Origin of the sequence: Bradyrhizobium glycinis (genome assembly GCF_016031655.1) — a bacterium.
In the GTDB taxonomy this organism is placed as follows: Bacteria; Pseudomonadota; Alphaproteobacteria; order Rhizobiales; family Xanthobacteraceae; genus Bradyrhizobium; species Bradyrhizobium glycinis.
On the sequence record NZ_JACCHQ010000001.1, the window covers coordinates 245,879 to 270,416 of the forward strand.

Annotated in this window: 25 protein-coding genes, 1 pseudogene and 2 riboswitches; of the genes and pseudogenes, 19 read left to right on the forward strand and 7 right to left on the reverse strand. The window is 67.6% G+C overall.

The features are described 5' to 3' along the window. Positions 1-52: 52 nt before the first annotated feature. Together HZZ16_RS01125 and HZZ16_RS01130 are read left to right on the forward strand one after the other, a co-directional pair. Positions 53-973, forward strand: coding sequence for a LysR family transcriptional regulator (locus HZZ16_RS01125; protein WP_197946625.1), 921 nt, complete (start codon positions 53-55; stop codon positions 971-973). A 340-nt stretch (positions 974-1,313) separates the two neighbouring features. Then, positions 1,314-1,790, forward strand: a complete 477-nt coding sequence (locus tag HZZ16_RS01130; RefSeq protein WP_197946627.1) for a hypothetical protein — start codon at positions 1,314-1,316, stop codon at positions 1,788-1,790. A 141-nt stretch (positions 1,791-1,931) separates the two neighbouring features. Here the strand turns inward: HZZ16_RS01130 and HZZ16_RS01135 are convergent. From HZZ16_RS01135 to cobU, 4 genes and pseudogenes are all read right to left on the reverse strand, one after another. Continuing rightward, a pseudogene (locus HZZ16_RS01135) lies at positions 1,932-2,081 on the reverse strand (response regulator); the annotation flags it as partial. 44 nt (positions 2,082-2,125) lie between these two features. After that, positions 2,126-2,758 (reverse strand): 5,6-dimethylbenzimidazole synthase, encoded by a 633-nt coding sequence (bluB, locus tag HZZ16_RS01140; protein WP_197946629.1) that lies wholly within the window; start codon positions 2,756-2,758, stop codon positions 2,126-2,128. A 4-nt stretch (positions 2,759-2,762) separates the two neighbouring features. Beyond that, positions 2,763-3,545, reverse strand: a complete 783-nt coding sequence (gene cobS, locus HZZ16_RS01145) for an adenosylcobinamide-GDP ribazoletransferase (RefSeq protein ID WP_197946631.1) — start codon at positions 3,543-3,545, stop codon at positions 2,763-2,765. Beyond that, positions 3,542-4,045 carry a bifunctional adenosylcobinamide kinase/adenosylcobinamide-phosphate guanylyltransferase gene (gene cobU, locus HZZ16_RS01150; RefSeq protein WP_197946633.1) on the reverse strand — a complete coding sequence of 168 codons (504 nt, stop codon included), beginning with the start codon at positions 4,043-4,045 and terminating at the stop codon, positions 3,542-3,544. Before cobU ends, cobS begins: the two co-directional genes overlap by 4 nt. A 121-nt stretch (positions 4,046-4,166) precedes the next feature. On the opposite strand from cobU, the gene cbiB reads away from it, so the two are divergent. Both cbiB and cobD read left to right on the forward strand, forming a co-directional pair. Continuing rightward, positions 4,167-5,108 (forward strand): adenosylcobinamide-phosphate synthase CbiB, encoded by a 942-nt coding sequence (gene cbiB / locus HZZ16_RS01155; protein WP_311973578.1) that lies wholly within the window; start codon positions 4,167-4,169, stop codon positions 5,106-5,108. An 11-nt stretch (positions 5,109-5,119) separates the two neighbouring features. After that, positions 5,120-6,079, forward strand: a complete 960-nt coding sequence (cobD, locus tag HZZ16_RS01160) for a threonine-phosphate decarboxylase CobD (RefSeq protein WP_197946634.1) — start codon at positions 5,120-5,122, stop codon at positions 6,077-6,079. Between the two features lie 190 nt (positions 6,080-6,269). On the opposite strand, the gene HZZ16_RS01165 is transcribed toward cobD, so the two are convergent. Both HZZ16_RS01165 and cobO read right to left on the reverse strand, forming a co-directional pair. Further along, the gene (locus HZZ16_RS01165) at positions 6,270-7,718 is read right to left on the reverse strand and encodes a cobyric acid synthase (protein WP_197946635.1); all 1,449 of its coding nucleotides are present in this window, start codon (positions 7,716-7,718) and stop codon (positions 6,270-6,272) included. Positions 7,719-7,723: 5 nt separating this feature from the next. Further along, positions 7,724-8,359 carry a cob(I)yrinic acid a,c-diamide adenosyltransferase gene (gene cobO / locus HZZ16_RS01170; RefSeq protein ID WP_197946636.1) on the reverse strand — a complete coding sequence of 212 codons (636 nt, stop codon included), beginning with the start codon at positions 8,357-8,359 and terminating at the stop codon, positions 7,724-7,726. A 40-nt stretch (positions 8,360-8,399) separates the two neighbouring features. Next, a riboswitch (cobalamin riboswitch) is annotated at positions 8,400-8,620 on the forward strand. Positions 8,621-8,717: 97 nt separating this feature from the next. Here cobO and HZZ16_RS01175 point away from each other — a divergent pair. From HZZ16_RS01175 to cobJ, 7 genes are read left to right on the forward strand one after another with little or no spacing between them, the layout of a single operon-like run. After that, positions 8,718-9,092 carry a DUF1636 family protein gene (locus tag HZZ16_RS01175; RefSeq protein WP_197946637.1) on the forward strand — a complete coding sequence of 125 codons (375 nt, stop codon included), beginning with the start codon at positions 8,718-8,720 and terminating at the stop codon, positions 9,090-9,092. Next, on the forward strand, positions 9,089-10,123 hold the full coding sequence (gene cobW, locus HZZ16_RS01180; protein ID WP_197946638.1) for a cobalamin biosynthesis protein CobW: 1,035 nt from the start codon (positions 9,089-9,091) through the stop codon (positions 10,121-10,123). The genes HZZ16_RS01175 and cobW overlap by 4 nt, the downstream gene beginning before the upstream one ends. After that, complete coding sequence (gene cobN, locus HZZ16_RS01185; RefSeq protein WP_197946639.1) at positions 10,123-13,371, forward strand: cobaltochelatase subunit CobN; 3,249 nt, start codon at positions 10,123-10,125, stop codon at positions 13,369-13,371. The genes cobW and cobN overlap by 1 nt, the downstream gene beginning before the upstream one ends. Then, a complete protein-coding gene (gene cobG, locus HZZ16_RS01190) occupies positions 13,368-14,531 on the forward strand; it encodes a precorrin-3B synthase (RefSeq protein ID WP_197946640.1) in 1,164 nt (387 codons plus the stop codon). The genes cobN and cobG overlap by 4 nt, the downstream gene beginning before the upstream one ends. Then, the gene (locus HZZ16_RS01195; RefSeq protein WP_197947253.1) at positions 14,528-15,157 is read left to right on the forward strand and encodes a precorrin-8X methylmutase; all 630 of its coding nucleotides are present in this window, start codon (positions 14,528-14,530) and stop codon (positions 15,155-15,157) included. The genes cobG and HZZ16_RS01195 overlap by 4 nt, the downstream gene beginning before the upstream one ends. A 2-nt stretch (positions 15,158-15,159) precedes the next feature. Beyond that, on the forward strand, positions 15,160-15,891 hold the full coding sequence (locus HZZ16_RS01200) for a precorrin-2 C(20)-methyltransferase (protein ID WP_197946641.1): 732 nt from the start codon (positions 15,160-15,162) through the stop codon (positions 15,889-15,891). After that, entirely contained in the window at positions 15,888-16,622 is a 735-nt protein-coding gene (gene cobJ / locus HZZ16_RS01205) for a precorrin-3B C(17)-methyltransferase (protein WP_197946643.1), read from the forward strand. Before HZZ16_RS01200 ends, cobJ begins: the two co-directional genes overlap by 4 nt. Here the strand turns inward: cobJ and HZZ16_RS01210 are convergent. Then, on the reverse strand, positions 16,598-17,344 hold the full coding sequence (locus HZZ16_RS01210; protein WP_197946645.1) for a cobalt-precorrin-6A reductase: 747 nt from the start codon (positions 17,342-17,344) through the stop codon (positions 16,598-16,600). The two genes, cobJ and HZZ16_RS01210, sit on opposite strands and share 25 nt — an antisense overlap. Between HZZ16_RS01210 and cbiE the strand changes: the two genes are divergently transcribed. The 8 genes from cbiE (at position 17,343) to cobT (ending at position 24,535) form a co-directional block, all read left to right on the forward strand. Next, complete coding sequence (gene cbiE / locus HZZ16_RS01215; RefSeq protein WP_197946647.1) at positions 17,343-18,524, forward strand: precorrin-6y C5,15-methyltransferase (decarboxylating) subunit CbiE; 1,182 nt, start codon at positions 17,343-17,345, stop codon at positions 18,522-18,524. The two genes, HZZ16_RS01210 and cbiE, sit on opposite strands and share 2 nt — an antisense overlap. Beyond that, positions 18,521-18,889: a cobalamin biosynthesis protein gene (locus HZZ16_RS01220; RefSeq protein WP_197946649.1), complete on the forward strand. Its 369-nt coding sequence runs from the start codon at positions 18,521-18,523 to the stop codon at positions 18,887-18,889. Before cbiE ends, HZZ16_RS01220 begins: the two co-directional genes overlap by 4 nt. Next, entirely contained in the window at positions 18,886-19,668 is a 783-nt protein-coding gene (gene cobM / locus HZZ16_RS01225) for a precorrin-4 C(11)-methyltransferase (protein ID WP_197946650.1), read from the forward strand. The genes HZZ16_RS01220 and cobM overlap by 4 nt, the downstream gene beginning before the upstream one ends. Continuing rightward, a complete protein-coding gene (locus HZZ16_RS01230) occupies positions 19,668-20,975 on the forward strand; it encodes a cobyrinic acid a,c-diamide synthase CobB (protein ID WP_197946652.1) in 1,308 nt (435 codons plus the stop codon). Before cobM ends, HZZ16_RS01230 begins: the two co-directional genes overlap by 1 nt. Continuing rightward, positions 20,972-21,703 (forward strand): uroporphyrinogen-III C-methyltransferase, encoded by a 732-nt coding sequence (gene cobA, locus HZZ16_RS01235; RefSeq protein ID WP_197946653.1) that lies wholly within the window; start codon positions 20,972-20,974, stop codon positions 21,701-21,703. Before HZZ16_RS01230 ends, cobA begins: the two co-directional genes overlap by 4 nt. A gap of 45 nt (positions 21,704-21,748) precedes the next feature. Continuing rightward, positions 21,749-21,967, forward strand: a riboswitch (cobalamin riboswitch). Between the two features lie 37 nt (positions 21,968-22,004). Continuing rightward, a complete protein-coding gene (locus HZZ16_RS01240; RefSeq protein WP_197946654.1) occupies positions 22,005-22,682 on the forward strand; it encodes an energy-coupling factor ABC transporter permease in 678 nt (225 codons plus the stop codon). 40 nt (positions 22,683-22,722) lie between these two features. Beyond that, positions 22,723-23,472, forward strand: coding sequence for a precorrin-6A synthase (deacetylating) (gene cobF / locus HZZ16_RS01245; protein WP_197946655.1), 750 nt, complete (start codon positions 22,723-22,725; stop codon positions 23,470-23,472). Positions 23,473-23,482: 10 nt separating this feature from the next. After that, positions 23,483-24,535, forward strand: a complete 1,053-nt coding sequence (gene cobT / locus HZZ16_RS01250) for a nicotinate-nucleotide--dimethylbenzimidazole phosphoribosyltransferase (protein ID WP_197946656.1) — start codon at positions 23,483-23,485, stop codon at positions 24,533-24,535. Positions 24,536-24,538 lie beyond the last annotated feature (3 nt).

Consider the following 24,538-nt stretch of genomic DNA (forward strand, 5'->3'; position numbering starts at 1 on the left):
GCAAATATGACGGCTATGTCTACGATTTGGAAACAATCGACGAGGCGACGCCTTGGATAAGCTCGGCAGCCTCCGGGCCTTCGTGAAGGTGGTGGAAAGCGGCAGCTTTGCCGAGGCCGGCCGGCAGCTGCGGCTGTCGCGCTCGGCGATCAGCAAATACATCGCCGACCTCGAGGAGAGCCTTGGCGTCCAGCTCCTGAACCGCACCACGCGGCACGCCAGCCCGACCGAGAACGGCCAGCGCTATTTCGAGCGCGCGGTCGTGATCCTCTCGGAAATCGAGGCGGCGGACCAGGCGGTGACGCAGGCGCAATCGGCGCCGCGGGGGCTGCTGCGCGTCAACGCGCCGATGTCGTTCGGCACGATGCGGCTCGGGCCGGTGCTCGCCGATTTCATGGCGCGTTACCCGGAGCTTCAGCTGCAGATCGTGCTCAGCGACGATCTGCTCGATCCCGTGCAGGACGGCTTTGACGTGACGTTGCGGATCGCGGAGCTGGAATCCTCCAGCCTGATCGCGCGCAAGATCATGCCGGTCGCGCGCATGATCTGCGCCTCGCCGGACTATCTCGCCCGGCACGGCACGCCAAAGCATCCGCAGGATCTGCGCGAGCATGCCTCGCTGACCTACGGCTTCCTGCTCACGGGCAATCAGTGGAAGCTCACAGGCCGCGACGGCGATCACTGGATCCAGCCGGCCTGGTCGCTCTGCGTCAACAATGCCGAGGTGCTGCGCGACGTCGCCATCAAGGGCAGGGGCCTGGCGCTGCTGCCGGAGTTCATTGCGGCCGATGCGTTGAAGAAGGGAGAGCTGCGGACGGTATTGGATGGTTATTCGGCGCCGCCGCTCGCGCTCTATGCGGTCTATCCGCCGACCCGGCACCTGTCGGTGAAGGTGCGGCTGTTCATCGATTTCCTGGTGGAGCGGTTTGGGCGCGACGTGGACGAAGCCGCCGGGCGCAGCGCGACCCGCTAGAGGGAAGAGGTCAGTGATCTTGCCGGAAAGCGTAAGACAGGTCGAGCTTGGGCCAGACGGCGAAGAGCGCGTTCGAAGCAGGTTTTGGTCAGCTCGATGAGATCGCCGATATCAGCACCCAGATGGTTGGACACTATTATACCGCAAGGGAAACCTGAACTTTCCTCCGATCGCTCGGACTCATACTTGCGTCCCGGCTTCGCGCCTTAGGACCAGAGAGCTTCAGCCGCTGCCGGGGCGTCGCCGAGGGCTCTCTTGCATGCCGCAGCGAAAAGCGGCGGCACGATGTGTGGCTCGCCGGCACTTCTCGACTTGATGTCAACAAGCGAAGGAGGAGCCTATGCGGAAGTCTCTCACCTTTTTCCTTTCGGGTCTGGCATTGGCCGTCGCGGCGTCACCTGCCGTCGCCGGCGAGCGGGTGCTTGAGTTCAAGCTGATCACGAAGCCGATCGACCTCAAGGTGATCGAGGCCGCAAACGTCGAAGGACAGACTGTTGTGTCCGGTAAGTTCTTTGGGGTTGCCGTCTTCAGCGATGGCCGTATCGGAGTGAAAGAGTTCGTGAATACTTCGGACTTGCTTAAAGGGTCGGGTCCCTTCTTCGGCTATAGCACTTACACGTTCGAGGAGGGCTCGATCACGGCGCGCTACACTGGTTCGGCCAAAGACGGCAAATCAACGGGCGAATACACCATCCTGTCCGGCACAGGTGCTTATGCGAACGCCACGGGTACGGGAACAATCGAAAGCGCACCGAACCCGTTCAAAGGCGTCAACCTGCTAAATATAAAGCTCGTCGTCAAAACTTCGGGCTCGTGAACAGCGAATGCTATCAGATTCCGCACAAAGGCAGTTGATCCCTTTGCGTGGCGCGTTGGCCCGGTCGGAAGACACATTGCCGGCCGGGCAATCTGCTGAAGAACGGCTGGAGACGTAAGGATTGATCTTTCCGCTCGACCAGCCGATCCGCGAGGCCGCCTCGACGCCGTCAATGTCGGGCATGTGCAGATCCATCAGGATGACATCGAAGGCCTGATCGCGGGCGAGCGCGACGGCGGAAGCGCCTTTCCTGGCGATCGTGGCGTGCTGGCCGAGCCGGTGCGGGATCGCTGCGCAATCGACCAAAGGCGCATGTGAACGTTCGTTCGCACCCACTAGCGGCGCAGCGTGAACGCGTCCACGCTTCGCCGGTGCTCCCATTTCGCCTGTTCCAGCTCGGGCCGGTCGCACTCGAGCTCGGGATAGCCGATGCAGAGATAGGCGATGAATTTCCACGATGACGGCACGTCGAGGATGGCGTGAATGCGATCCGGATTGAGGATCGATACCCAGCCGAGGCCGATGCCCTCGGCACGCGCGGAGAGCCACATCGCAGTGATCGCGGCGACCACGGAATATTCCGTCGTTTCAGGCATGGTCGCGCGGCCGAGGCCGTGGCCGATGTCGCTGGCCTTGTCGGCGAACACGGCGAGATGGCCGGGCGCCTGTTCGAGGCCCGACAGTTTCAGCGTGGCATAGCGCGCCGCGCGCTCGCCGGAATAGCAACTCAAGGCGTCGGCGTTGCACGCCTTGAAATCCTCGGTGATCGCTCCGCGACGTGCAGCGTCTTCGACGACGACGAAGCGCCAGGGCTGGCTGAGGCCGACCGAAGGCGAGAGGCAGGCGGTCTCGATCAGGCGATCGATCGCACCCTGCGGCAATGGAGTGCTGCGGAAGCGGCGCACGTCGCGGCGCCAGACGAACAGCTCGCGCAAGTGCTGGCGGAAGGTGTCGTCGAACTCGACCATGAGGTCATCGCCCCATCTGGAAGGACGCGGCGACCAGCAGGATCAGGATCTCGCCCGTCTGCTCGAACGCGCCGAGAATGTCGCCGGTCTGCCCGCCGATCTGGCGGATGGCAAGCCGCGCCAGCAGCAGGCCGGCCAGCGACAGCAGGATCAGGCCGGCCAGCGCCTCGCCCGGCCCCAACGCCAGGGCAAGCGCAAGCGTTCCAAGTGCGAAGGCGATCGCCACGCTGCGGCCGGGCGGCGCCCCGACGCTGGCCGACAGCCCATCCGGTCGCGCAGGCGGCACCAGCGACATGAAGGCGGGCACGCCGGCGCGGGCAGCAGCGTGCGCCGCGCACAGCGCGAGCATGACGGCCCATGGATTTGCGATCGTCGCAAGCGCGCCCCAGCGCAGGCCGAACGACAGGATGAGTGCGCAGACGCCATAGGTCCCGATCCGGCTGTCGCGCATGATCTCGAGCTTGCGCTCGCGGGTGCGGCCGCCGCCGAGTCCGTCGGCGGTGTCGGCAAGGCCGTCCTCGTGCAGCGCGCCGGTGATGAGGGCGGTGGTGGCCAGCACGAGCAGAGCGGCAAGGCTCGGCGTCAGTCCGAAGCGAATGGCGATCTTGTAAGTGAGGGCGCCGGCGAGGCCGACCAGCAGTCCCGCGACCGGCAGCGCCCAGGTCGCGCGCGCGATCGCGCCGTCACCGGCGGGTTTTGGCGGACCCAGGGGCAGGATCGTCACGAACGATGCAGCGATGCGGAGATCGGCGACGGCGTCTCGCAAGATTTCGGCGCGCGGCATCATTTCAGCTTCATCGGCAGGCCGGCGACCACGAACTCGACCTCGTCGGCGACACCGGCAATGACCTGGTTCATGATCCCGGCGGCATCGCGGAAGCTGCGCGCCAGCGCGTTGTCGGGCACGATGCCGAGGCCGACCTCGTTGGTGACGAAGACCACGGGGCTGTCGAGGCGGGGCAGGGCGTCGGCGAGCTCTCTCACCTCTCGCTCCCAATCGCGCGCCGCATGCATCAGGTTGGAGAGCCACAGCGTCAGGCAATCGACGAGCCTTGCGCCGCCGCCTTCGGTTGCGAGCAGCGCGGGCACGAGATCGAGCGGCACCTCGCGCTCGATCCAATCGCTTCCGCGGCGCGCGCGATGTCTTGCGATGCGTTCCTGCATTTCGCCATCGAGCGCCTCGGCCGTCGCGATGTAGACGGGCTGGCCGGGACAGCTGCGCGCGCGCGCTTCCGCCCGGGTGCTCTTGCCCGATCGCGCCCCACCGGTGATCAAGATGACGGCCATGAAGGTCTCCTGCGATGAGCACTAATCATCAAACGCGGCCAAAGACAAAGCCGAAATCAGGCGGCGAGGGGCTTGCGCTCGGCCGCCGTCTTGCGCAACAGGGGCGGCACAGGAGCTAGATGTGAACTTTGCGGGCGCGATGGTGGTGGCGATGGCGGTGGATGCCCTGCTGGGCTGGCCGGCGTGGCTGTTCGCGCGGATCGGCCATCCCGTCACCTGGCTCGGCGGGCTGATCGCCGCCATCGACACCGCCTGGAATCGCGCGTCCGATCCGCCGGCTTTGCGTCGAGCCGCCGGCGTCGCCGGCGCGCTTGCGGTGATCGCGCTTTCCGCGGCACTCGGCTGGGCGCTGCAATCGCTGTTTCCGTCGGGTTGGATCCAGATCGTGCTGATTGGCATCCTGGCCTGGCCGTTGGTCGCGCTGCGCTCGCTGCAAGATCATGTGGCTGCGGTGGCCACGCCCTTGCTGGCCGGCGACGTCGCCGCGGCGCGCGAAGCGGTCTCGCGCATCGTCGGCCGCGATCCCGCAAGCCTCGATCAAGCCGGCATCGCGCGCGCTGCGATCGAGAGCCTTGCCGAAAACGCCTCCGACGGCATCGTCGCGCCGGTGTTCTGGGGCGCGCTGTTCGGCTTGCCCGGTATCCTCGGCTACAAGGCGATCAACACGCTGGACTCCATGATCGGCCACCGCAGCGAACGCCACAAAGCCTTTGGCTGGGCGGCGGCGCGCATCGACGATGTCGCCAATTTCATCCCGGCGCGGCTGACCGGATTCCTGTTCGTGCTGCTGGCACCGCAGCGGTCGGAGGCACTGGCGTGCATGACGCGCGATGCGCGCCGTCATCGCTCGCCCAATGCCGGCTGGCCGGAAGCGGCGATGGCGGGCGGACTCGGTGTGCGGCTCAGCGGTCCCCGCATCTATCACGGCAGCGCGACCGACGAGCCCTGGCTGAACGAAGGCGCGCGCGATCCGCGCGCCGCTGACATCGCGGAGGCGCTGACCGTCCACCGTCGCGCCATGCTGCTGGTCGCAGGCGTGCTTGCGATCCTGGCTTTCGCGTGAAAGAACGGGGCATGCGCGAGCACGGTGGAAATCTGGATCAGGCCCGGCAGCGGTTTGGCGGCCGCGCGGAGGATTGGATCGACCTGTCGACCGGCATCAACCGGCTGCCCTATCCCGTGGCCGAGGTGAGCGCGCGCGCGTGGAGCGCGCTGCCCTCGCGCGCCGAGATCGAGGCTCTGCATCGAGCCGCGCAGCAGGCCTATCGCACGAGCGCGCCGGTTGTTGCTGTGGGTGGTGCACAGGCCGCCATCCAATTGTTGCCGCAACTCGCGGCGACCGGGTGCGCGCGTATCCTCGCGCCGACCTATAATGAATATGCCGGAGTTCTATCGGCCACGGGCTGGGACGTTCAGGAGGTTGCGGAGTTCGATGCGCTGGCGGGGGCGGACCTCGCCATCGTCGTCAATCCCAACAATCCAGACGGGCGGTGCCATTCGCGCAAGGATCTGCTCGCGTTGCTGCCGCGCGTCGGCCGTCTCGTGATCGACGAAAGCTTTGCCGATGCCGTTCCGCAATTGTCGCTTGCAGCCGAAGCGGATCGGCCGGGCCTGCTGATCCTGCGCTCCTTCGGAAAGTTTTATGGCTTGGCCGGCCTGCGGCTCGGCTTCGCCATCGGTGATGCCGCCGACATCGACAGGCTTGCCGCGATGTCGGGTCCATGGCCTGTTTCGGGCGCGGCGATCAAAATCGGCTGCCGTGCCTTGCGCGATGAGGCCTGGGCCGCGGCAACGTCGGCGCGGCTCGCGCGCGATTGTGTTCGTCTCGACGCGATGGCGCATTCACAAGGTTGGCGGCTCATCGGCGGCACGCCGCTGTTTCGCTTGTATGAAACCCCTGACGCGCGGGCCTCTCAAGACAAGCTCGCGCGCGCCCACATCTGGTCCCGCGTCTTCGCGCAGCAGCCGACATGGCTGCGCCTCGGGCTTCCCGGCAGCGAAGCCGAATGGGCGCGCCTCAGCCGAGCATTGTGAACGTGGGCTTGATCGCGGCAACGACGGTGCGCTCCCTCGCCCGCTTGCGGGAGAGGGTCGGGGAGAGGGTGTTTCCGCAACGGGACAATCTCCAAGAGGAGAAAGCCCTCACCCGGCGCTTCGCGCCGACCTCTCCCGCAAGCGGGAGAGGTGAACCAGCCGCGGCTATCGATTCAACCTAAAGTCATCTCTAGCGGGTTAGCGCGAGCAGGCCTTCGACGTCGAGATGCTTTTCCATGTGATCGGCAAGGGCGTCGAGCGCGCTCTCGACCCTGGCGTGATAGGGCTCGTCGCCTGCGGGAATGTCGAGCTTGGCGAGGTATGCCTTGCGGAAATCATCCGACGTGAACAGGCCGTGCAGATAGCTGCCCTGCACACGTCCGTCGCGCGAGACGGCACCTTCGGGCTGGCCGCCTAGCGTCGCGAAGGGGCGGGCGCGATCCGGGCCGTCGGTGCGGCCAATGTGGATCTCGTAGGCCTGGATCGGCCGATCCGTCGCCGCGTGCACGGCCGCAACACGCGTGAGGGTTTTCTGCGGGCTCATCACCGTCTCGACATCGAGAAGCCCGAGGCCCGGCGTATCGCCTGCAGGTCCCTCGATGCCTTCGGGGTCGGCGACGCTACGCCCCAGCATCTGATAGCCGCCGCAGAGGCCGAGCACATGGCCGCCTCTGCGGTGGTGCGCGAGCAGATCGATGTCCCAGCCCTGTTCGCGCAAGAAGGCGAGGTCGCCGCGGGTGGATTTGGAGCCGGGAATGATGACGAGACGCACATCGCCCGGGATCGCTTCGCCCGGCCGCACCATCACAAGATCGACGCCTGGCTCGAGCTTGAGCGGATCGAGATCGTCGAAGTTGGCGATCCGCGACAACGCGAGACAGGCGATCTTGCATTGGCCCGGCTTGCGCGCGTCGCGCAGGCCGAGCGCATCCTCAGCCGGCAGCTCGCCGGCACGCGTGAACCAGGGCAGCACGCCGAGGCCACGCCATGCGGTCTTTTGCTCGATCAGCCTGTAGCCGTCGTCGAACAGCGTCGGATCGCCGCGGAACTTGTTGATGATGAAGCCAGAGATCATTGCGGCATCGGCGGGGTCGATCACCGTCTTGATGCCGACCAGTTGGGCGATGACGCCGCCGCGGTCGATGTCGCCCACCAGCACGACCGGCACATCCGCCTTGCGCGCGAAGCCCATATTGGCGATATCGGACTTGCGCAAATTCACCTCGGCCGGACTGCCGGCGCCTTCGACCAGCACCAGATCGGCCCGCGCCTTTAGCCGCTCAAAACTCTCCAGCACCGCGCCCATCAGCGATGGCTTCATGGCCGCGTAGTCGCGCGCACGGGCCGTCGCGATGCGCTTGCCGTGCACGACGATCTGCGCGCCGACATCGGTCTCGGGCTTGAGCAGCACAGGGTTCATGTCGGTGTGCGGCTCGACGCCGGCGGCGAGGGCCTGCAGCGCCTGGGCGCGGCCGATCTCGCCGCCGTCGACGGTGACGGCGGCGTTATTCGACATGTTCTGCGGCTTGAACGGCAGCACGCGCAGGCCACGGCGCGTGAAGGCGCGCGCGAGGCCGGCGACGATGAGCGATTTGCCCACGTCCGAGCCGGCCCCCTGAATCATCAATGCGCGTGCCATCGAATCTAGAACTCGACGCCGGCCTGTGCCTTGATGCCGGAACGGAACGGATGCTTGACCAGCGTCATCTCGGTGACGAGGTCGGCGATCTCGATCAGCTCGTCCTTGGCGTTGCGCCCGGTGAGCACGACATGTGTCATCGCAGGCTTTTGCGTCGTCAGGAAGCCGACGACTTCGGCGATGTCGAGATAATCGTAGCGGAGCGCGATGTTGATCTCGTCGAGCACGACCATGCGCAGCCGCTCGTCGAGGATCAGCTCCTTGGCCTTCTCCCAGCCCGCGCGCGCGGCGGCGATGTCGCGGGCGCGGTCCTGCGTCTCCCAGGTGAAGCCTTCGCCCATCGCGTGGAACTGGCAGAGATCGCCGAAATGGCCGGTGAGCAGGCGCCGTTCGCCGGTATCCCAGGCGCCCTTGATGAATTGCACCACCGCGCAGGGGAAGCCATGCGCGACGCAGCGGACGATCATGCCGAAAGCAGAGGAGGATTTTCCCTTGCCTGCGCCGGTATGGACGATGATGAGGCCCTTTTGGCCGCTCTTGGTCGCCATGATCTTGTCGCGGGCGGCCTTCTTCTTCGCCATTTTCTGGGCGTGCCTGATGTCGGTGTTCTCGGGTGTTTGGGTATCCGGTTCAGGTGTCATGGGGCCCGGTCCTTCGGCTTGACAAGTGGCGGCCACCGGCAAATGGTGGCCCGGCGTTGGTTCCTGTCCTATGACAGGCGAAGAGGGAATGCGATAGGGTCCGAATCCGCAAGATCTGGATCCAAACTGCAGCCGCCCCCGCGACCGTGACCGGAGAGATGCCCGAAGCCACTGATTCCTTTTGGGATCGGGAAGGCGGGGATCGAAGGGCGAAAGCTCTGCTCCGCAAGCCGGGAGACCTGCCAGCGCGGACGAGTTTTGGACCGGCGGACGGGGTGTTCCGCGACGGGGAAGCGGGCCTTCAGGAGAATGGTCCGTGCGCCTCATCGCCTCCCGCTGTTTATCCTGGAAGAGGCGAATGACCGTCACACTTCACGTCTGCATCACCTGCCGAGCCGGCCAGACGCTTGGCGAGGGCGAGACGACGCCCGGCAAGCGCCTGCATGGCGCTATCCTCGAGGCCGGCGTGCCCGACGGCGTCAGCGTGGTTCCCGTCGAATGCCTGTCGGCCTGCAGCCAAGGCTGCTCGGTCGCGCTCAGCGCGCCGGGCCGCTGGTCCTATGTCTATGGCCGCCTGTCCGATGCCAATGCGCAGGACGTGGTCGCGGGCGCCGCGGCCTACGCGGCCGCGCCGGACGGAATCGTGCCATGGCGTAGCCGTCCCGAAATCTTCCGCAAGCAATCGCTTGCCCGCATTCCCCCTGTTACCGTCGTGCCGGAGGCCGCTGAATGAACTCGCTCGCAAAAGTCCCGGTCACGGTGGTCACCGGTTTCCTCGGTTCCGGCAAGACGACGCTGATCCAGCATCTTCTCAGCAATGCCGGCGGCAAGAAGCTCGCGGTGCTCGTCAACGAATTCGGCAGCGAGGGCGTCGACGGCGAGATCCTGAAGTCCTGCGCCGATGCTAACTGCCCGGAGGAGAACATCGTCGAGCTCGCCAATGGCTGCATCTGCTGCACGGTGGCCGACGATTTCATTCCGACCATGGAGCAATTGCTGGCGCGCCCGGTGCGGCCCGATCACATCCTGATCGAGACCTCGGGCCTGGCATTGCCGAAGCCGCTCTTGAAGGCGTTCGACTGGCCGGAGATCCGCTCGCGCATCACGGTCGACGGCGTGATCGCGCTCGCCGATGCAGAGGCCGTTGCGGCCGGCCGCTTCGCGCCGGACCCGGCTGCGGTGGAAGCGCAGCGCGCGGCGGACGACAATCTCGACCACGAGACGCCGCTGTCGGAGGTGTTCGAGGACCAGATCGCCTGTGCCGATATCGTGCTGCTGACCAAGGCCGATCTTGCGGGCTCCGCGGGAATCGAAGCCGCAAAGGCGGCGATCACCGCCGAGATGCCGCGCCGCGTGCCTATGCTGCCCGTCACCGACGGTGCGATCGATGCGCGCGTCATCCTCGGCCTCGGCGCGGCGGCCGAGAATGATCTCGCCGCGCGGCCCTCCCATCATGATGGCGAGGAGGAGCACGAGCACGACGACTTTGCTTCGGTCGTGATCGACCTTCCAGAGGTTGCTGACGTCGATGCGCTGATTTCATCGGTCCAGAAGCTGGCGCGCGAGCAGAACGTGCTGCGTGCCAAGGGCTACATCGCGGTTACGGGCAAGCCGATGCGCCTGTTGCTGCAGGCGGTCGGCGAGCGCGTGCGCCACCAGTTCGACAAGCCATGGGGCGCGGGTCACCGGCAGTCCAAGCTCGTCGTGATCGGCGAGCATGGCGATATCGACGAAGCCGCTATCAAGGCAGGACTTGGTATCTGATGCACGTCGTCTTCCGCGAGAGCCGCGGTCTCGAGGAGACCGCGACGCCAAGAGACATCGGCCAGGACCCGGCCGATCTCGTGGTGCTCTCGTATTCGGATTCCGACCTTGCCGCGTTCGCCGCCGGCTGGCGGCGCGGCCGGGGCAGCCTACCGTCGCTGCGGCTCGCCAATCTCGCCGAACTACGGCATCCGCTGTCGGTCGACACCTACATCGAGCGCACGCTGTCGCAGGCGCGCGGCATATTGGTGCGCCTGATCGGCGGGGAATCTTATTGGGCGTACGGGCTCGCGGCGCTCCAGCAACTCGCGAAAGACCGCAAAATCGTGCTCGCCGTGCTGCCGGCGGACGGCCGCGACGACACGCGGCTGGATGCGTACTCGACCCTGCCGGTCTCGACGCTGCGCCGACTCAAGGTGCTCTGCGACACCGGTGGCCCGGTCGCCGCGCAAGCCGCGATCGCGCAGCTCGCGCTGGCCTCAGGCCTCTATGCCGGCCCGGTCATCGGCGAGATGACCGTGCCCGAGATGGGATTTTATGATCCCGCGCGCGGCGTCATTGCCGCGCCGGCGGGCGGCGAGGGCAAGCCGCGTGCGCTCGTGACGTTCTATCGCTCCTATCTCACGGCCGCCGATACGGGGCCGGTCGACGCCCTGATCGCCGCGCTGCGCGAGAAGGGATTTGACGCCTACGGCGTGTTCGTCACCTCGCTGAAGGCGCCAGGCGTTGCCGGCTGGTTACGCGCGCATCTGGCAAAACATCCTCCGGCCGCGATCGTCAATGCGACAGCGTTCTCGGCCCTGGGCGATGATGGCACGACACCGTTCGATGCCGCGTCCTGTCCGGTGTTCCAGGTCGCGCTCTCGACGGCGCGGCGCGAGGATTGGGCGGAATCGCTGCGCGGCCTGTCGCCCGGCGATCTCGCGATGCACGTGGTGCTGCCGGAGGTCGACGGCCGCCTGTTCGCCGGCGTGGTGAGCTTCAAATCGGCCGGGATGCGCGATCCAGATTTGCAGTTTTCGCATCTGGTGCACAGGCCCGACGAGGAGCGCGTCAACGCCGTTGCCGCGCGCATTGCCGCTTGGCGGCGCCTCGCGGAGAAGCCGGTCGGTGAGAAACGGCTGGCGATCGTGCTGTCGAATTATCCGGGTCGGCCGCACCAGATCGCGCACGCGGTCGGGCTCGATGCACTGGCTTCAGTGGAGGCCTTGGTATCCAATCTGGCGGATGCCGGCTTCGATGTTGCGCCAGTCCATGCACTCGGCGAGACGCTGTTGAAGCAGAGTTTGGCTTGGAGCGTTGCCGATTATCGCGCGGGGCTGTCGCGCTTGCCGCAATCCTTGCAGGAGGATCTCGCGCGCGCATGGGGCGCGGTGGAAAACGACCCGAGCTGCCGCGACGGCGCGTTCCACTTCACCGCGATTCAATGCGGCCAGTCGGTCATCGCAGTTCAGCCCGAGCGCGGCGATGCGGCCACGCGCGATGCCGATTATCACGATCTCGCCCGCACGCCGCGCCACGCCTATGTCGCGTTCTATCTCTGGCTCCGCGAGCAGGGGATCGATGCCGTCGTGCATATGGGCGCGCATGGCACGCTGGAATGGCTGCCCGGCAGATCCGTGGCGCTGTCGCAAGCGTGCTGGCCAGAAGCGCTGATCGGCGATCTGCCCGTCATCTATCCCTTCATCGTCAACGATCCCGGCGAGGCCGCGCAGGCCAAGCGGCGCATCGGCGCCGTCACCATCGGCCATTTGCCGCCGCCGCTGGAAACTTCCGCGGTGCCCGAAGGTTTGCGTCGGCTCGAACGGCTGCTCGATGAATATTCGACCGCTGACGGTCTCGATCCCGCCCGTCGCCAGCGGCTGATCGCGGCGATCCGCGATGAAGCGCGTGCGGCGGGTCTCGAAGACGATCTCGGTCTCGATGCCTCGGCAGCACCGGCCGAAGCGATCCCACGGATCGACCGCTTCGTCTGCGATCTCAAGGAAAGCCAGTTCGGCGACGGCCTGCACGTGTTCGGCCGCGGTGCCTGCGGCAAAGCCGAGCGCGACGCATTGCGTGCCGCGCTCGCCGGCAAACGCGTTGCGCCGGGACCCTCGGGCTCCCCGTATCGCGGCCGCCAGGACGTGCTGCCGACCGGGCGCAATCTCTTTGCCGTCGATCCGCGCGCGGTGCCGACGCCGTCGGCGCATGCGCAGGGGATAAAACTCGCCGAAGAGCTGCTGCGCCGCCACTTGCAGGACCATGGCGACTGGCCGAAGGGCCTCGTCATCGACCTCTGGGGCTCGGCGACGATGCGCACCGCAGGCGAAGAGTTTGCGATGGCGCTGCATCTGGCCGGCCTCGCGCCGCGCTGGGATCATGCGTCCGGCCGCGTTACCGGTTACGACATCATCGCGCCGGCTGAGCTCGGCCGCCCCCGCATCGACGTCACGCTGCGCGTATCCGGCCTGTTCCGCGATGTCTTCGCAGGGCTCGCGCAATTGTTCGAAGCCGCGGCCGAGGCGCTCGCCGCGCGCGGCGAGGAGGGCGACGAGAATCCCTATCGCCACCGTGCGTCCCGCGTGTTCGCGCCGCGGCCAGGACAATACGGCGTCGGTCTCTCGGCGATCCCGGATGCCTTCACGCCGGAGACGCGCGAGGCCGCAGGCGAAGCCTGGCTGTCGGCATCATCATGGGCGTTCTCTGCCGATGGCGCGATGCAGCCGGATCGCGCAGGTATTCAACAGCGTCTTAAGTCCGCCGACGCTTTTGTCCATGTCCAGGACCTGCCCGAAACCGATCTGCTGCTCGCCGCCGATTATGCGGCGCACGAGGCAGGTGTTGCTGCGGCAGCCGCGCATCTCGAGGCAGGCGCGCCGTCGCTTTATCATCTCGATGCAACACGGCCCGGCGAGCCGCATGCGCGGACGCTGACGGAGGAGATCTCGCGTGTCGTGCGGGCACGCGCGGCCAATCCGGCCTGGATCGCCGGCATGATGCGGCACGGTTTTCGCGGCGCCGCCGAGATCACCGCGACGCTGGAGCACATGGCCGCCTTCGCGCATCTCGCCGGCGCCGTGCCGCCGCATCTGTTCGATCTCTACTACGACGCGACGCTCGGCAACGACGACGTCCGTGCCTTCATGGCGCGCGAAAATCCGTCCGCACTCGCCGCAATGGAAACCTGCTTCGCGCGCCTGCACGAAGCCTCGCTCTGGCGAACCCGCCGCAATTCGATCGCGGCGGCGCTGCGGGAGGCCTCATGAGCGCGGCCACAGTCAAGGGTTGGTGTCCCGGTGCGCTGCGCCCGATGCAATCGGGCGACGGGCTCGTGGTGCGCGTGCGTCCGTTCGGCGGCCGCCTTGAAGCGCCGCAAATCTCCGGGCTTGCGGAACTCGCCGAGCGCTTCGGCAATGGTCTGGTCGACGTCACGAGCCGGGCCAATCTGCAGATCAGGGGCGTCCAGGAGGATGGCCATCGGCCGTTGCTCGATGGCCTTGCGCGACTGGCATTGCTCGATCCCGACGCCGACATCGAAGCCAGGCGCAACATCCTGGTGACGCCGTTCTGGAGCCGCGGCGACGAAACACAGTCGCTTGCCGCTGAGCTCGAGGAGGCGCTTGCCGATTCCGGCCTCGCGCTGCCCACCAAGTTCGGCTTCGCCATCGACGACGGGCGGTCGCGGGTTCTGGCTGGAGATTCCGCCGACATCCGCATCGAGCGCGACCGCGCGGGCGGTCTCCTGGTGCGGGCCGATGGTGCCAGGCTCGGTCGCTCCGTCGAGCGCGGACAGGCCGTGAGCGCGGCGCTGGCGCTCGCAAGCTGGTTCCTCATCTCCGGCGGCGCGAAGGGCGGGCGTGGGCGCATGGCAGCCCACATCGCATCCGGCGCCGTGTTGCCTCAATCGTTGCGTGGCGAGACCGAGCCGGCGCCGGTGATGGCCGCGGTGCGGCCTGGACATTATCCGGAAGGCGCGATGGTCGGTGTCGCGTTCGGACAGATGCTGCACGCGACGCTTCATCAATTCTCTGCTTGCGGCCATGCGCTGCGCATGACGCCGTGGCGGATGGTGCTGAGCGAGGGCAAGCGCGAGATCCCGAGCGGGGCGGGGCTGATCAGCGAGCCCTATGATCCGGCGCTGCGCGTCATCGCCTGCAGCGGTGCGCCGCGCTGCCGCGAAGCCCATGCCGATACGCGCGCGCTCGCGGCAGCGCTGGCGCCGCGCATGCCTGCCGATGCGCGGCTGCACGTCTCCGGCTGCGGCAAGGGCTGCGCCCATTCCGGCAACTCTGCGGTCACGCTGATCGCGACGCGCGCCGGGTTCGATCTCGTCCGCGACGGCTCGACCCGGGACGCGCCGGTGCTGCGCGGGCTGAGCGGCGCCGACATCGTCAGCGATCCCTCCATCCTAGTCGGAGGGAACTGATGCACACCTACGAGACCGACGGCGCGGCGATCTACCGGCAATCCTTCGCCACCATCCGGGCCGAGGCCGATCTTGCACGCTTCACGCCGGACGAGGAGCCGGTGGTGGTGCGGATGATCCATGCCGCCGGCATGGTCGGCCTGGAAGCGCATATCCGCTTCACGCCTGATATGGCGAAAGCCGCGCGCGCGGCCTTGCAGAAGGGCGCGCCGATCCTGTGCGACGCGCGCATGGTCTCCGAAGGCATTACGCGTGCAAGACTTCCAGCCGCCAATGCCGTGATCTGCACGCTCGGCGATCCCGCCGTGCCCGCGTTGGCGCAGTCCATGCGCAACACGCGCTCGGCCGCGGCGCTGGAACTGTGGCGGCCGCATCTCGATGGTGCGATCGTCGCGATCGGCAATGCACCGACCGCGCTGTTCCATCTGCTCAACATGCTGGAGGATCGCGACGGCCCGCGGCCGGCGGCGATCATCGGCTGCCCCGTCGGCTTCGTCGGCGCGGCCGAATCCAAGGCCGCGCTGATGGCCGATCCGCCGGCCCCTGCCTTGACTGTCGAAGGCCGCCTCGGGGGCTCCGCGATCACGGTTGCTGCCGTGAACGCGCTGGCAAGCCGGAGCGAATAGATATGGGACGCATCATCTGCTGCGGTCTCGGCCCCGGCAACCCTGATATGATGAGTGTGCGTGCCGATCGCACGGTCCGAGGCGCCAGCCACGTCGCCTATTTCCGCAAGAAGGGCAGGCCAGGCCAGGCGCGCCGCATCGTCGATGGTCTGCTCGCGGCCGGCGTCACCGAATATCCGATGGAATATCCTGTGACGACCGAGATCGCTTTCGACAGCCCGGAATACGTGCAGCTGCTCGCCGGCTTCTACGACGAATGGGCCGAGCGCCTGGCGCGGCTTTCGCGCGCCGTCGACGTCGTCGTGCTCTGCGAGGGCGATCCTTACTTCTACGGATCGTTCATGCATCTGCACACGCGCCTGCAGGGCCGCGTCGAGATCGAGGTGATCGCCGGCATTCCCGGCATGGTCGGCTGCTGGAACGGCGTCGGGCAGCCGATCGCGCTCGGCGACGACGTCACGACGGTGCTGATGGGGACGCTCCCCGAGGCCGAGCTCGAACGCCGCATGCGCGATTCAGATGCGCTGGTCATCATGAAGACCGGCCGCAATCTCGCAAAGGTGCGCTGCGCGCTCACCGCCGCCGGGCGGCTGGACGATGCCTGGCTGGTCGAGCGCGGCACCATGCCGGGCGAGCGCGTGGTGCGGCTCGCCGAGATCGATGCGGCCGAGTGTCCCTATTTCGCGATCGTGCTGGTGCACGGCAAGGGCCGGCATCTGGACGCCGCCGAATGACGGGCACCCTGACCATCGCGGGCCTCGGGCCGGGCAGCGACGCGCTGGTGACGCCGGAAGTCACGGCGGCACTTGCGACGGCGACCGACATTCTGGGCTACGCGCCCTATGTCGCGCGCGTGCCGCCGCGGCCTGGGCTCACTCTGCATCCATCCGACAACCGCGAAGAGCTGCAGCGCGCGAGCGAAGCCTTGCGTCTGGCCGCCGAAGGCGGGCAAGTCGTGATCGTCTCCTCCGGTGATCCCGGCGTGTTCGCGATGGCATCTGCCGTGTTCGAGGCACTCGAGCAGGCGCCGCGATGGCGGGAGCTGCCGATCCGCGTGCTGCCGGGCGTCACCGCGATGCTGGCGGCGGCGGCACGCGCCGGCGCGCCGCTCGGCCATGATTTCTGCGCGATCAACCTGTCCGACAATCTCAAGCCATGGACCGTGATCGAGAAACGCCTGCGCCTCGCGGCGGAAGCCGATCTTGCGATCGCGATGTACAATCCGCGCTCGGCCAGCCGGCCGGAAGGATTCGGCCGTGCGCTGGCGCTGCTTCGCGAGGCCGGCTGCGGCGAGCGTCTCATGATCTTCGCGCGCGCGATCAGCGCCGCTGACGAAAAGATCGAGATCGTGACGCTGAACCAGGCGACGCCCGAGATGGCCGACATGCGCACGCTGGTGATCCTCGGTAATTCGCTGACACGCCGCGTCGGCCGCTGGGTCTATGCGCCGAGGCGGGCAGAATGACCAAGCCATTGCATCACGTCAGTGACGCGCTCGACCCGTCGGCGCTCGGGCAGCTCTGGTCGCGAGATCATGATTACGGGAAGGCCCAGCCTGCGGGCCGCGTCGATCTTCGCACGTGCGCCGTCGCCGCCGGAATTGCGGGCGACGATCCACGCGATGCCGCGCGTTCGCATCATCTCCAGCTCACTATGAAGCGTGAACGGTCCGCGCGACACGATCACATCGGCCGCGAAGGGCAGCGGCGCGTCGGGCGGATCGACGAAGCGCAGCGTGTAGGCGTGCTGCGGCTTCGTCGCGAACGGCGCGATGTGCTGGCGGCCGATGGCGAGGAACACGTTTGCGGGTGTATCCGGCAGCGCGGCGACGGCAGCGTTGACATCCGCGACCTCGATCCAGGTGTCGTCGGACGCCTTGATCCAGGGCGCGCGCTCCAGCGCAAGCAACGGCGTGCCCGTCTGCGCGCATGCCTCGACCGCGTTGCGGCTCATTTCCGCGGCAAAGGGATGTGTCGCATCGATCACATGCGTGATGCCTTCGCGGCGGATGTAGTCGGCCAGCCCGCTCACGCCGCCAAACCCGCCGATGCGGGTCGGCAGCGGCTGATCGGCCGGCGCGCGGGTGCGGCCGCCATAGGAGTAGACGGCGTCGATGCCGGCGCGCGCGATCTCCGCTGCGAGCAGGCTCGCATCGGCCGTTCCGCCCAGAATGAGGGCGCGCATCATGTCTGATCCCTGGCTGACCATCATCGGTATCGGCGAAGATGGCCTCGCCGGGCTGTCGGAGGCAAGCCGAAAGGCGCTTGCCAGGGCCGAAACCGTGTTCGGCGGCGAGCGCCATCTTGCGCTTGCCGAAATTGGCAGCCGCGGCCGTCCGTGGCCGGTGCCGTTCGATGCGAATGTCGTGCTGAGCTGCCGCGGCAGGCCGACGGTGGTGCTCGCCTCGGGCGATCCGTTCTGGCATGGCGCTGGCGCAAGCCTCGCCGAGAAGCTCGAGGGCGACGAGTGGATCGCGCACCCCGCGCCTTCGACCTTCTCGCTCGCCGCCGCGCGGCTGGGGTGGCGCCTCGAGGCCGTGACGTGCATCGGCCTCCATGCCGCGCCATTCGAACGTCTCGTGCCGCATCTCGCGCACGGTGCGCGCATCATCGGCCTGGTGCGCGATGGCAAGGCCGCCAGCGATCTTGCGACATGGCTGACGGAACGCGGCTGGGGCGCTTCTGCATTCTGGACTCTCGCCGCGCTTGGCGGGCCGAATGAAAGCGTCGGAGAATATCGCGCTGAAAGCTATGGGCGTGCGCCGGACGGAAATCTGATCGCGGTGGCGCTCGAGGCGGAGCGAGGGCAAGGCCTGCCGCGCAGCTCTGGCCTGCCGGACGATCTCTTCGTTCACGACGGCCAGATCACCAAGCGGCCGGTGCGCGCGCTTGCGCTCTCGGCGCTGACGCCGCGTGCCGGCGAGCGGCTGTGGGATATAGGCGCAGGTTCAGGCTCGATCTCGGTGGAGTGGGCGCTGTGTGGTGGGATGGCGATTGCGGTCGAGGCGCGCGAGGATCGCGCCGCGAACATCCGCAAGAATGCAGCCGCCTTCGGTCTGGCGCATCGGATCACAGTCGTCACGGGCAGGGCGCCGGAAGCTCTTGCCGGGTTGGAAGCGCCGGATGCCGTCTTCATTGGCGGTGGTCTCGACGAAGTGTTATTTGATGCGATATGGACGCAGCTTTCGCCGGGAGCGCGGCTCGTCGCACATTCGGTCACGCTGGAGACGGAAGCGCTACTCGGCGAGCTCCACCAGCGCCACGGCGGCGAGCTGATGCGGGCCGAAATTTCGTATGCCGCCCCGCTCGGCCGCTATCGGTCGTGGGAGGCGGCGAGGCCCGTGGTGCAGTGGAGTGTGGTGCGATGAAGGTCGCCGGACTCGGCTTCAAGCGCGATGTGACGCTGGCTTCGCTGCGCGAAGCGCTGCTCGCTGCGGGCGGTGCGGAAGGGCTTGCGGCAGTGGCAACCGTCAGCGACAAGGCCGACGCCGAAGCGCTGAAGCAGCTCGCGCGCGAATGTGGAGTGCCGATCAAGGCTGTCCCGGCCGATGTTCTTGCGAAGCTCGATACGCCGACGCAGTCAAAGCTCGTCGCCGAGAAGTTCGGCACCGGTTCGGTCGCCGAAGCTGCGGCGCTCCTCGCGGCCGGTCCGCGCGCGCGGTTGATTGCAACACGGGTCGTCTCGCAGGATCGCACCGCGACCGCCGCGATCGCGGAGGGAGACGGCGCATGACGGTGCATTTCATCGGAGCCGGGCCCGGCGCGCCGGATTTGCTGACGCTGCGCGGCCGCGATCTGATCGCGGCCTGTCCGGTCTGTCTCTATGCCGGCTCGCTGGTGCCGGAGGGCGTGCTGGCGCATTGCCCGCCCGGTGCGCGCATCGTCAACACCGCGCCAATGTCGCTCGACGAGATCATCGAGGAGATTGCCGCCGTGCATGCGGACGGCAAGGACGTCGCCCGGCTGCATTCCGGCGACCTCTCGATCTGGTCGGCGATGGGCGAGCAGCTCCGCCGTTTGCGTGCGCTCGGGATTCCCTACACGGTGACACCCGGCGTTCCCTCGTTCTCGGCTGCCGCGGCCGCGCTGGAGGCCGAGCTGACGCTGCCCGGTCTTGCTCAGACGGTCGTGCTGACGCGCACGCCGGGCCGGGCTAGCGCGATGCCCGAGGGCGAGAAGCTCGCCGCGTTCGCTGCGACAGGCGCGGTGCTCGCGATCCACCTGTCGATCCATCTGCTCGATCAGGTCGTCGCCGAGCTGACGCCGCATTACGGCGCGGAGTGCCCGGTCGCGATCGTCTGGCGCGCGAGCTGGCCGGAGCAGCGCATCGTGCGCGCGACGCTGGCGACGCTCGATGCGGCCGTGGGTGGCGAGATGGAGCGCACGGCGCTGATCCTGGTCGGCAAGACGCTTGGCGCTGCCGATTTCGACGAGAGCCGCCTCTATGCCGCCGACTACGACCGCCGCTACCGGCCGGTCGGTGCCGAGCCGCGCTTTCCGGAGGCGTCGTGATGCCGGCGAGCCTCGTCATCTCCGCGCCGGCCTCCGGCGTCGGCAAGACCACGCTGACGCTGGCGCTCGCGCGCGCCTGGCGCCATCGTGGCTTGAGCGTGCAGTGCTTCAAGAGCGGACCCGATTACATCGATCCTGCCTTCCACGCCGCGGCCACGGGGCGCGCCTCGGTCAACGTCGACAGCTGGGCGATGGATCACAACACCATCGGGCATCTCGTCAGCCGTGGGGCCGATGCCGATGTCGTGCTCGCCGAGGGATCGATGGGACTGTTCGACGGCGTCGCCGCGCGCGGTGTCTCCGGCACGGGAGCGACCGCCGACATCGCGGAGATGCTGGGCTGGCCGGTGGTTCTGGTGATCGATCCCTCCGGCCAGGCGCAGACTGCGGCAGCGATCGCCGCGGGCCTTCGCGATTACCGCGCCGGCGTGCGCCTTGGCGGCGTCGTGCTCAATCGCATCGCCAGCGCGCGCCACGAGGATCTGGTGCGGCGCGCGCTGAACGAGGCCGGCATCAAAGTGTTCGGCGCGCTGCCGCGTCACGCCGAGATCAGCCTGCCGAAGCGGCATCTCGGCCTCGTGCAGGCCGAGGAGCAGGCCGAGATCGGCAAGCTGATCGACGAGGCCGCGCGCTTTGTCGCCGAGCACGTCGATCTCGATGCAGTGCTCCACTCGGCAGGCAAATGGTCGCCGCAAGCTGCGAACGGCTTGAACGTGACGCCGCCCGGCCAGCGCATCGCGCTGGCGCGCGATGCGGCGTTCTCCTTCGTCTATCCGCATATGCTGGAAGCCTGGCGCGCGGCGGGCGCCGAGATCGTGCCGTTCTCGCCGCTGGCCGATGAAGCGCCCGATGCGAGCGCCGACGTGTGCTGGCTGCCGGGCGGCTATCCCGAGCTTCATGCGGGAAAGATCGCGGCCAATGCGCGCTTTCGCAGCGGCGTGCGCGCTTTCGCCGAAACGCGACCCGTGCATGGCGAATGCGGAGGCTATATGGTGCTGGGCGCAGGCCTCACCGACGCCGAAGGCGTCCGCCATGAGATGACGGGGCTGCTGGGCCTCGAGACTAGCTTTGCCAAGCGCCGCATGCATCTCGGCTATCGTCTGGCCGAACTCGCCGCGGCGATGCCGGGGCATCAGCGTGGCGCGCGCCTGCGCGGTCACGAGTTCCACTATTCGACCATCCTCGCGCAACCTGATACGCCGCTCGCGGTCGTGCACGATGCCACCGGTGCGGTCATTGCCGAAACCGGCTCGCGCCGTGGCCACGCCACCGGCACGTTCTTCCACCTGATCGCGGAGGACCGGTGAGCGGTTTTGTCTCTTTCGTTTCCGCCGGTCCCGGCGATCCCGAGCTCCTCACGGTGAAGGGCGCCGCGCGGCTGCGCGAGGCGGATGTCGTGCTCTATGACGATCTTGCCTCCGGCGCGATTCTGGATCTCGCGCGGCCCGGTGCCAATCTCGTCGCGGTAGGGAAGCGGGCCGGGCGTCCTTCGACCAAGCAGCACCATGTCAACCGTCTCCTGGTCGACTATGCCGCAACAGGCGCGCGCGTGGTGCGGCTCAAGTCCGGCGATGCCGGCATTTTCGGCCGGCTCGAGGAGGAGCTGGAAACGCTGCGCGAAGCCGGCATCGGCTACGAGATCGTTCCCGGCGTCACATCCGCTTGTGTCGCCGCGGCCCAGGCCGGCATTCCCCTGACCCGGCGGCATACCTCCCGCCGGGTGCAGTTCATCACCGGGGCTGACGTCACCGGCGAGCTGCCGCCCAATCTGAATTGGCCGGCGCTGGCCGATCCCGAGGCCACGACCGTGGTCTATATGGGCCGGCGCACTTTTCCGGCGCTTGCCGCAAAATTGATCGCGCACGGCCTCGCCCCCAGCACCCCGGCGCTGTTCGCGGAATCTCTCGGGCGTCCCGACGAACGGCTGGTCCGCACCACGATTGCCGAGCTTGCCGAGCAGCTTGGGCGCGGCGGCGCCGCTTCCACCGCCGCCGTCATCCTGTTCGGCGCGCTGGCGGGAGAATATCCGGCATGAGAGCTCCGGCAGCGGTTCGCCCCTTGACGCCCGCGATACGAAAGGGGCACACAAGAGCGGCATGGTGCTCGACGCGGCGCAAAGCGCCGGAGCATAATCGGGAATGGGGATGGGCGGACCCAGTTGCGGCGCCCAAAACCCCAGCCGCCCCCGCGACTGTAAGCGGTGAGGGGCTCCGAACCGCCACTGGACCGCAAGGTCCGGGAAGGCCGGAGAACCCAGTGAACCGCGAGCCAGGAGACCGGCCGTGCACGTATTGAGGCCAAGGCCGTCGGGTGTGACGGCAGGAAGGAATTGAGCCATGCATATCGAACCCGGGATCGTGACGGGCGCCAAGCTCGTGTTGAGTTACGCAACCGGCATCGCCGCAGGCGGCGTTGCCTTGAAGCTTGCGGCCGAAACCGTGCGCGAGCAGGGCGTCGGCTCGCTCGCGGCGCGCACGCTCGCCACCACGGGTCTCGTGTTCGTCTTCTTCGAGATCCTGCCGCACTTTCCGGTAGGTGTATCAGAGGTGCACTTCATCCTCGGCTCCACGCTGTTCCTGCTGTTCGGCGCCGCGCCTGCCGCTCTCGGTCTTGCGTTCGGTCTGCTGCTGCAGGGCACGCTGTTTGAGCCGGCCGACCTGCCGCAATACGGCATGAACGTGACCACGCTGCTGGTGCCGCTGTTCGCGATCCAGGCTGTCGCCACGCGGATCATTGCCCGCAACACCGCCTATGTCGATTTGAAGTACGGGCAGGCGCTTGCGCTTTCGACGACCTACCAGGCCGGCGTGATCGCCTGGGTGGCGTTCTGGGCGCTTTATGGCTCCGGTTTCGCCATGAGCAACCTCGCCAGCATCGCGACCTTCGCTGCGTCCTATGCGCTGGTGATCGTGATCGAGCCGCTCGCCGATCTCGCCGTGCTGGCGCTGGCGAAGTCGCTGCGTGGCGTCACCGCGCCCGGCCTCGTCACGCCGCGCCTGCACAACGCGGCTTAAGAGACAAGGGGGCGGCCGTCATGGCCGCCCCACACGCCCGATGCTCAAGCTCTCCCTGATAGGCATCGGTTGCGGCGATCCCGAGCAGCTCACGCGCGCCGCGACCCGCGCGATCAACGCGGCCGATCTCATCCTGATCCCGCGCAAGGGAAGCGCAAAATCCGATCTCGCCGATCTCAGGCGAACGATCTGCGCCGGCGTGCTCACCGACAAGACGAGGCGCATCGCCGAATTCGATCTTCCCGCGCGCGACGCGACTGAGGCGGACTACCGCAAGGGCGTCGACGATTGGCACGATGCGGTGGCCGCGACCTGGTCGCAGACGATCGCACGGCACCTCGAAGGTGACGGCAAGGTCGCGCTGCTGATCTGGGGCGATCCGTCGCTCTATGATTCCTCGCTGCGCATTGCGCGGCGATTGCATCCGTTGCCGACAATCGAAGTCGTGCCTGGGATCACCTCGATCCAGGCGCTGTGCGCGGCGCATGCGCTGCCGCTCAACGACATCGGCGAGCCGTTCCTGGTCACGACGGGGCGGCGCTTGCGCGATAGCGGCTGGCCGGCGGATGTCGATACGGTCGTGGTGATGCTCGACGGCGGCACGGCGTTCCAGTCGCTCGATCCGGCGGGACTTCACATCTGGTGGGGTGCCTATCTCGGCATGCCCGATCAGATCCTCATGTCCGGCGCGCTGGCCGAGGTCGGCCCGCGTATCGTCGCGTTGCGGCAAGAGGCGCGCGAGCGGCACGGCTGGATCATGGACAGCTACATCATCAAGCGCAGGCGTTGAGCGAGGCGGCATGCTTCCCGAATGGGTTTATCAGAACTGCCCCGAGGTCTCCGTGGGTGATCGCGAGGCGGCCATTGCGCGGCAGGCGCAACTGACGAAGCCGACCGGCGCGCTGGGCCGGCTGGAGCAACTCGCAATCGAGCTTGCGGGTTTGCAAGCGACCGAGCAGCCGCGCGCCGCGCGGGTGCCGATCATCATCTTCGCGGGCGACCACGGCATCGTCGCGCAGGGCGTGTCGGCCTATCCGCAAGCCGTCACCATCGCGATGATGGCGAATTTTGCCTCCGGAGGCGCTGCGATCTCGGTGCTGGCGCGCGAGCTGGGTTCGAGCCTCGAGGTCGTCGACGCCGGCACGCTGGCCGAGGAGCAGATCGCGGGAATCGTCACCGACAAGCCGCGGAGCGGCTCGCGCGACTTCAGCGTCGAGGCCGCGCTCACGCCGGCGGAATTGGCTTTCGCCTTCGAGGCCGGCCAGCGCGCGGTGGTGCGCGCCGAGGCCGGCCGGCCTGATCTCTTGATCTTCGGCGAGATGGGCATCGGCAACACCACGACGTCGGCGGCGATTGCTGCGGGCCTGCTCAGTGTGAGCGCCGAAGAGATCGCGGGCAGCGGCACTGGCGTCGATGCAGCCGGCCGCGCGCACAAGGCGCGGGTGATCGATGCGGCGATCGCGCGCCACGGCATCACTGGGGCCTCGGTCGAGAACATCCTGTGCGCGGTCGGCGGCCTCGAAATCGCGGCGATCTCGGGCGCGATCATCGCGGCCGCGCAGCGTCGCATTCCCGTATTGATCGACGGTTTCATCGTGTCGGTCGCGGCGCTCGCGGCGGCGCGCCTCAACCCGTCCTGCCAGCCGTTCCTGTTGCCCTCGCATCAATCGGCGGAGCAGGGACATCGGCTGGTGTTGCGCGCGCTGAACGTGCAGCCGCTGATCAGCCTCGATCTCAGGCTCGGCGAGGGATCGGGCGCGGCCATTGCGCTGCCGCTGGTCCGCTCTGCCTGCGCGCTTCACAACGGCATGGCGACGTTCGCGCAGGCCAACGTACCGGATCGCCCGGCTTGATGC

Coding starts and splice junctions, on each gene's coding strand:
- HZZ16_RS01130 (WP_197946627.1), top strand. CDS start 1,314: ATGCGGAAGTCTCTCACCTTTTTCCTTTCGGGTCTGGCATTGGCCGTC.
- bluB (WP_197946629.1), bottom strand. CDS start 2,758: ATGGTCGAGTTCGACGACACCTTCCGCCAGCACTTGCGCGAGCTGTTC.
- cobS (WP_197946631.1), bottom strand. CDS start 3,545: ATGATGCCGCGCGCCGAAATCTTGCGAGACGCCGTCGCCGATCTCCGC.
- cobU (WP_197946633.1), bottom strand. CDS start 4,045: ATGGCCGTCATCTTGATCACCGGTGGGGCGCGATCGGGCAAGAGCACC.
- cobD (WP_197946634.1), top strand. CDS start 5,120: ATGCGCGAGCACGGTGGAAATCTGGATCAGGCCCGGCAGCGGTTTGGC.
- HZZ16_RS01165 (WP_197946635.1), bottom strand. CDS start 7,718: ATGGCACGCGCATTGATGATTCAGGGGGCCGGCTCGGACGTGGGCAAA.
- cobO (WP_197946636.1), bottom strand. CDS start 8,359: ATGACACCTGAACCGGATACCCAAACACCCGAGAACACCGACATCAGG.
- HZZ16_RS01175 (WP_197946637.1), top strand. CDS start 8,718: ATGACCGTCACACTTCACGTCTGCATCACCTGCCGAGCCGGCCAGACG.
- cobW (WP_197946638.1), top strand. CDS start 9,089: ATGAACTCGCTCGCAAAAGTCCCGGTCACGGTGGTCACCGGTTTCCTC.
- cobN (WP_197946639.1), top strand. CDS start 10,123: ATGCACGTCGTCTTCCGCGAGAGCCGCGGTCTCGAGGAGACCGCGACG.
- cobG (WP_197946640.1), top strand. CDS start 13,368: ATGAGCGCGGCCACAGTCAAGGGTTGGTGTCCCGGTGCGCTGCGCCCG.
- HZZ16_RS01200 (WP_197946641.1), top strand. CDS start 15,160: ATGGGACGCATCATCTGCTGCGGTCTCGGCCCCGGCAACCCTGATATG.
- cobJ (WP_197946643.1), top strand. CDS start 15,888: ATGACGGGCACCCTGACCATCGCGGGCCTCGGGCCGGGCAGCGACGCG.
- cbiE (WP_197946647.1), top strand. CDS start 17,343: ATGTCTGATCCCTGGCTGACCATCATCGGTATCGGCGAAGATGGCCTC.
- HZZ16_RS01210 (WP_197946645.1), bottom strand. CDS start 17,344: ATGATGCGCGCCCTCATTCTGGGCGGAACGGCCGATGCGAGCCTGCTC.
- HZZ16_RS01220 (WP_197946649.1), top strand. CDS start 18,521: ATGAAGGTCGCCGGACTCGGCTTCAAGCGCGATGTGACGCTGGCTTCG.
- cobM (WP_197946650.1), top strand. CDS start 18,886: ATGACGGTGCATTTCATCGGAGCCGGGCCCGGCGCGCCGGATTTGCTG.
- HZZ16_RS01230 (WP_197946652.1), top strand. CDS start 19,668: ATGCCGGCGAGCCTCGTCATCTCCGCGCCGGCCTCCGGCGTCGGCAAG.
- HZZ16_RS01240 (WP_197946654.1), top strand. CDS start 22,005: ATGCATATCGAACCCGGGATCGTGACGGGCGCCAAGCTCGTGTTGAGT.
- cobF (WP_197946655.1), top strand. CDS start 22,723: ATGCTCAAGCTCTCCCTGATAGGCATCGGTTGCGGCGATCCCGAGCAG.
- cobT (WP_197946656.1), top strand. CDS start 23,483: ATGCTTCCCGAATGGGTTTATCAGAACTGCCCCGAGGTCTCCGTGGGT.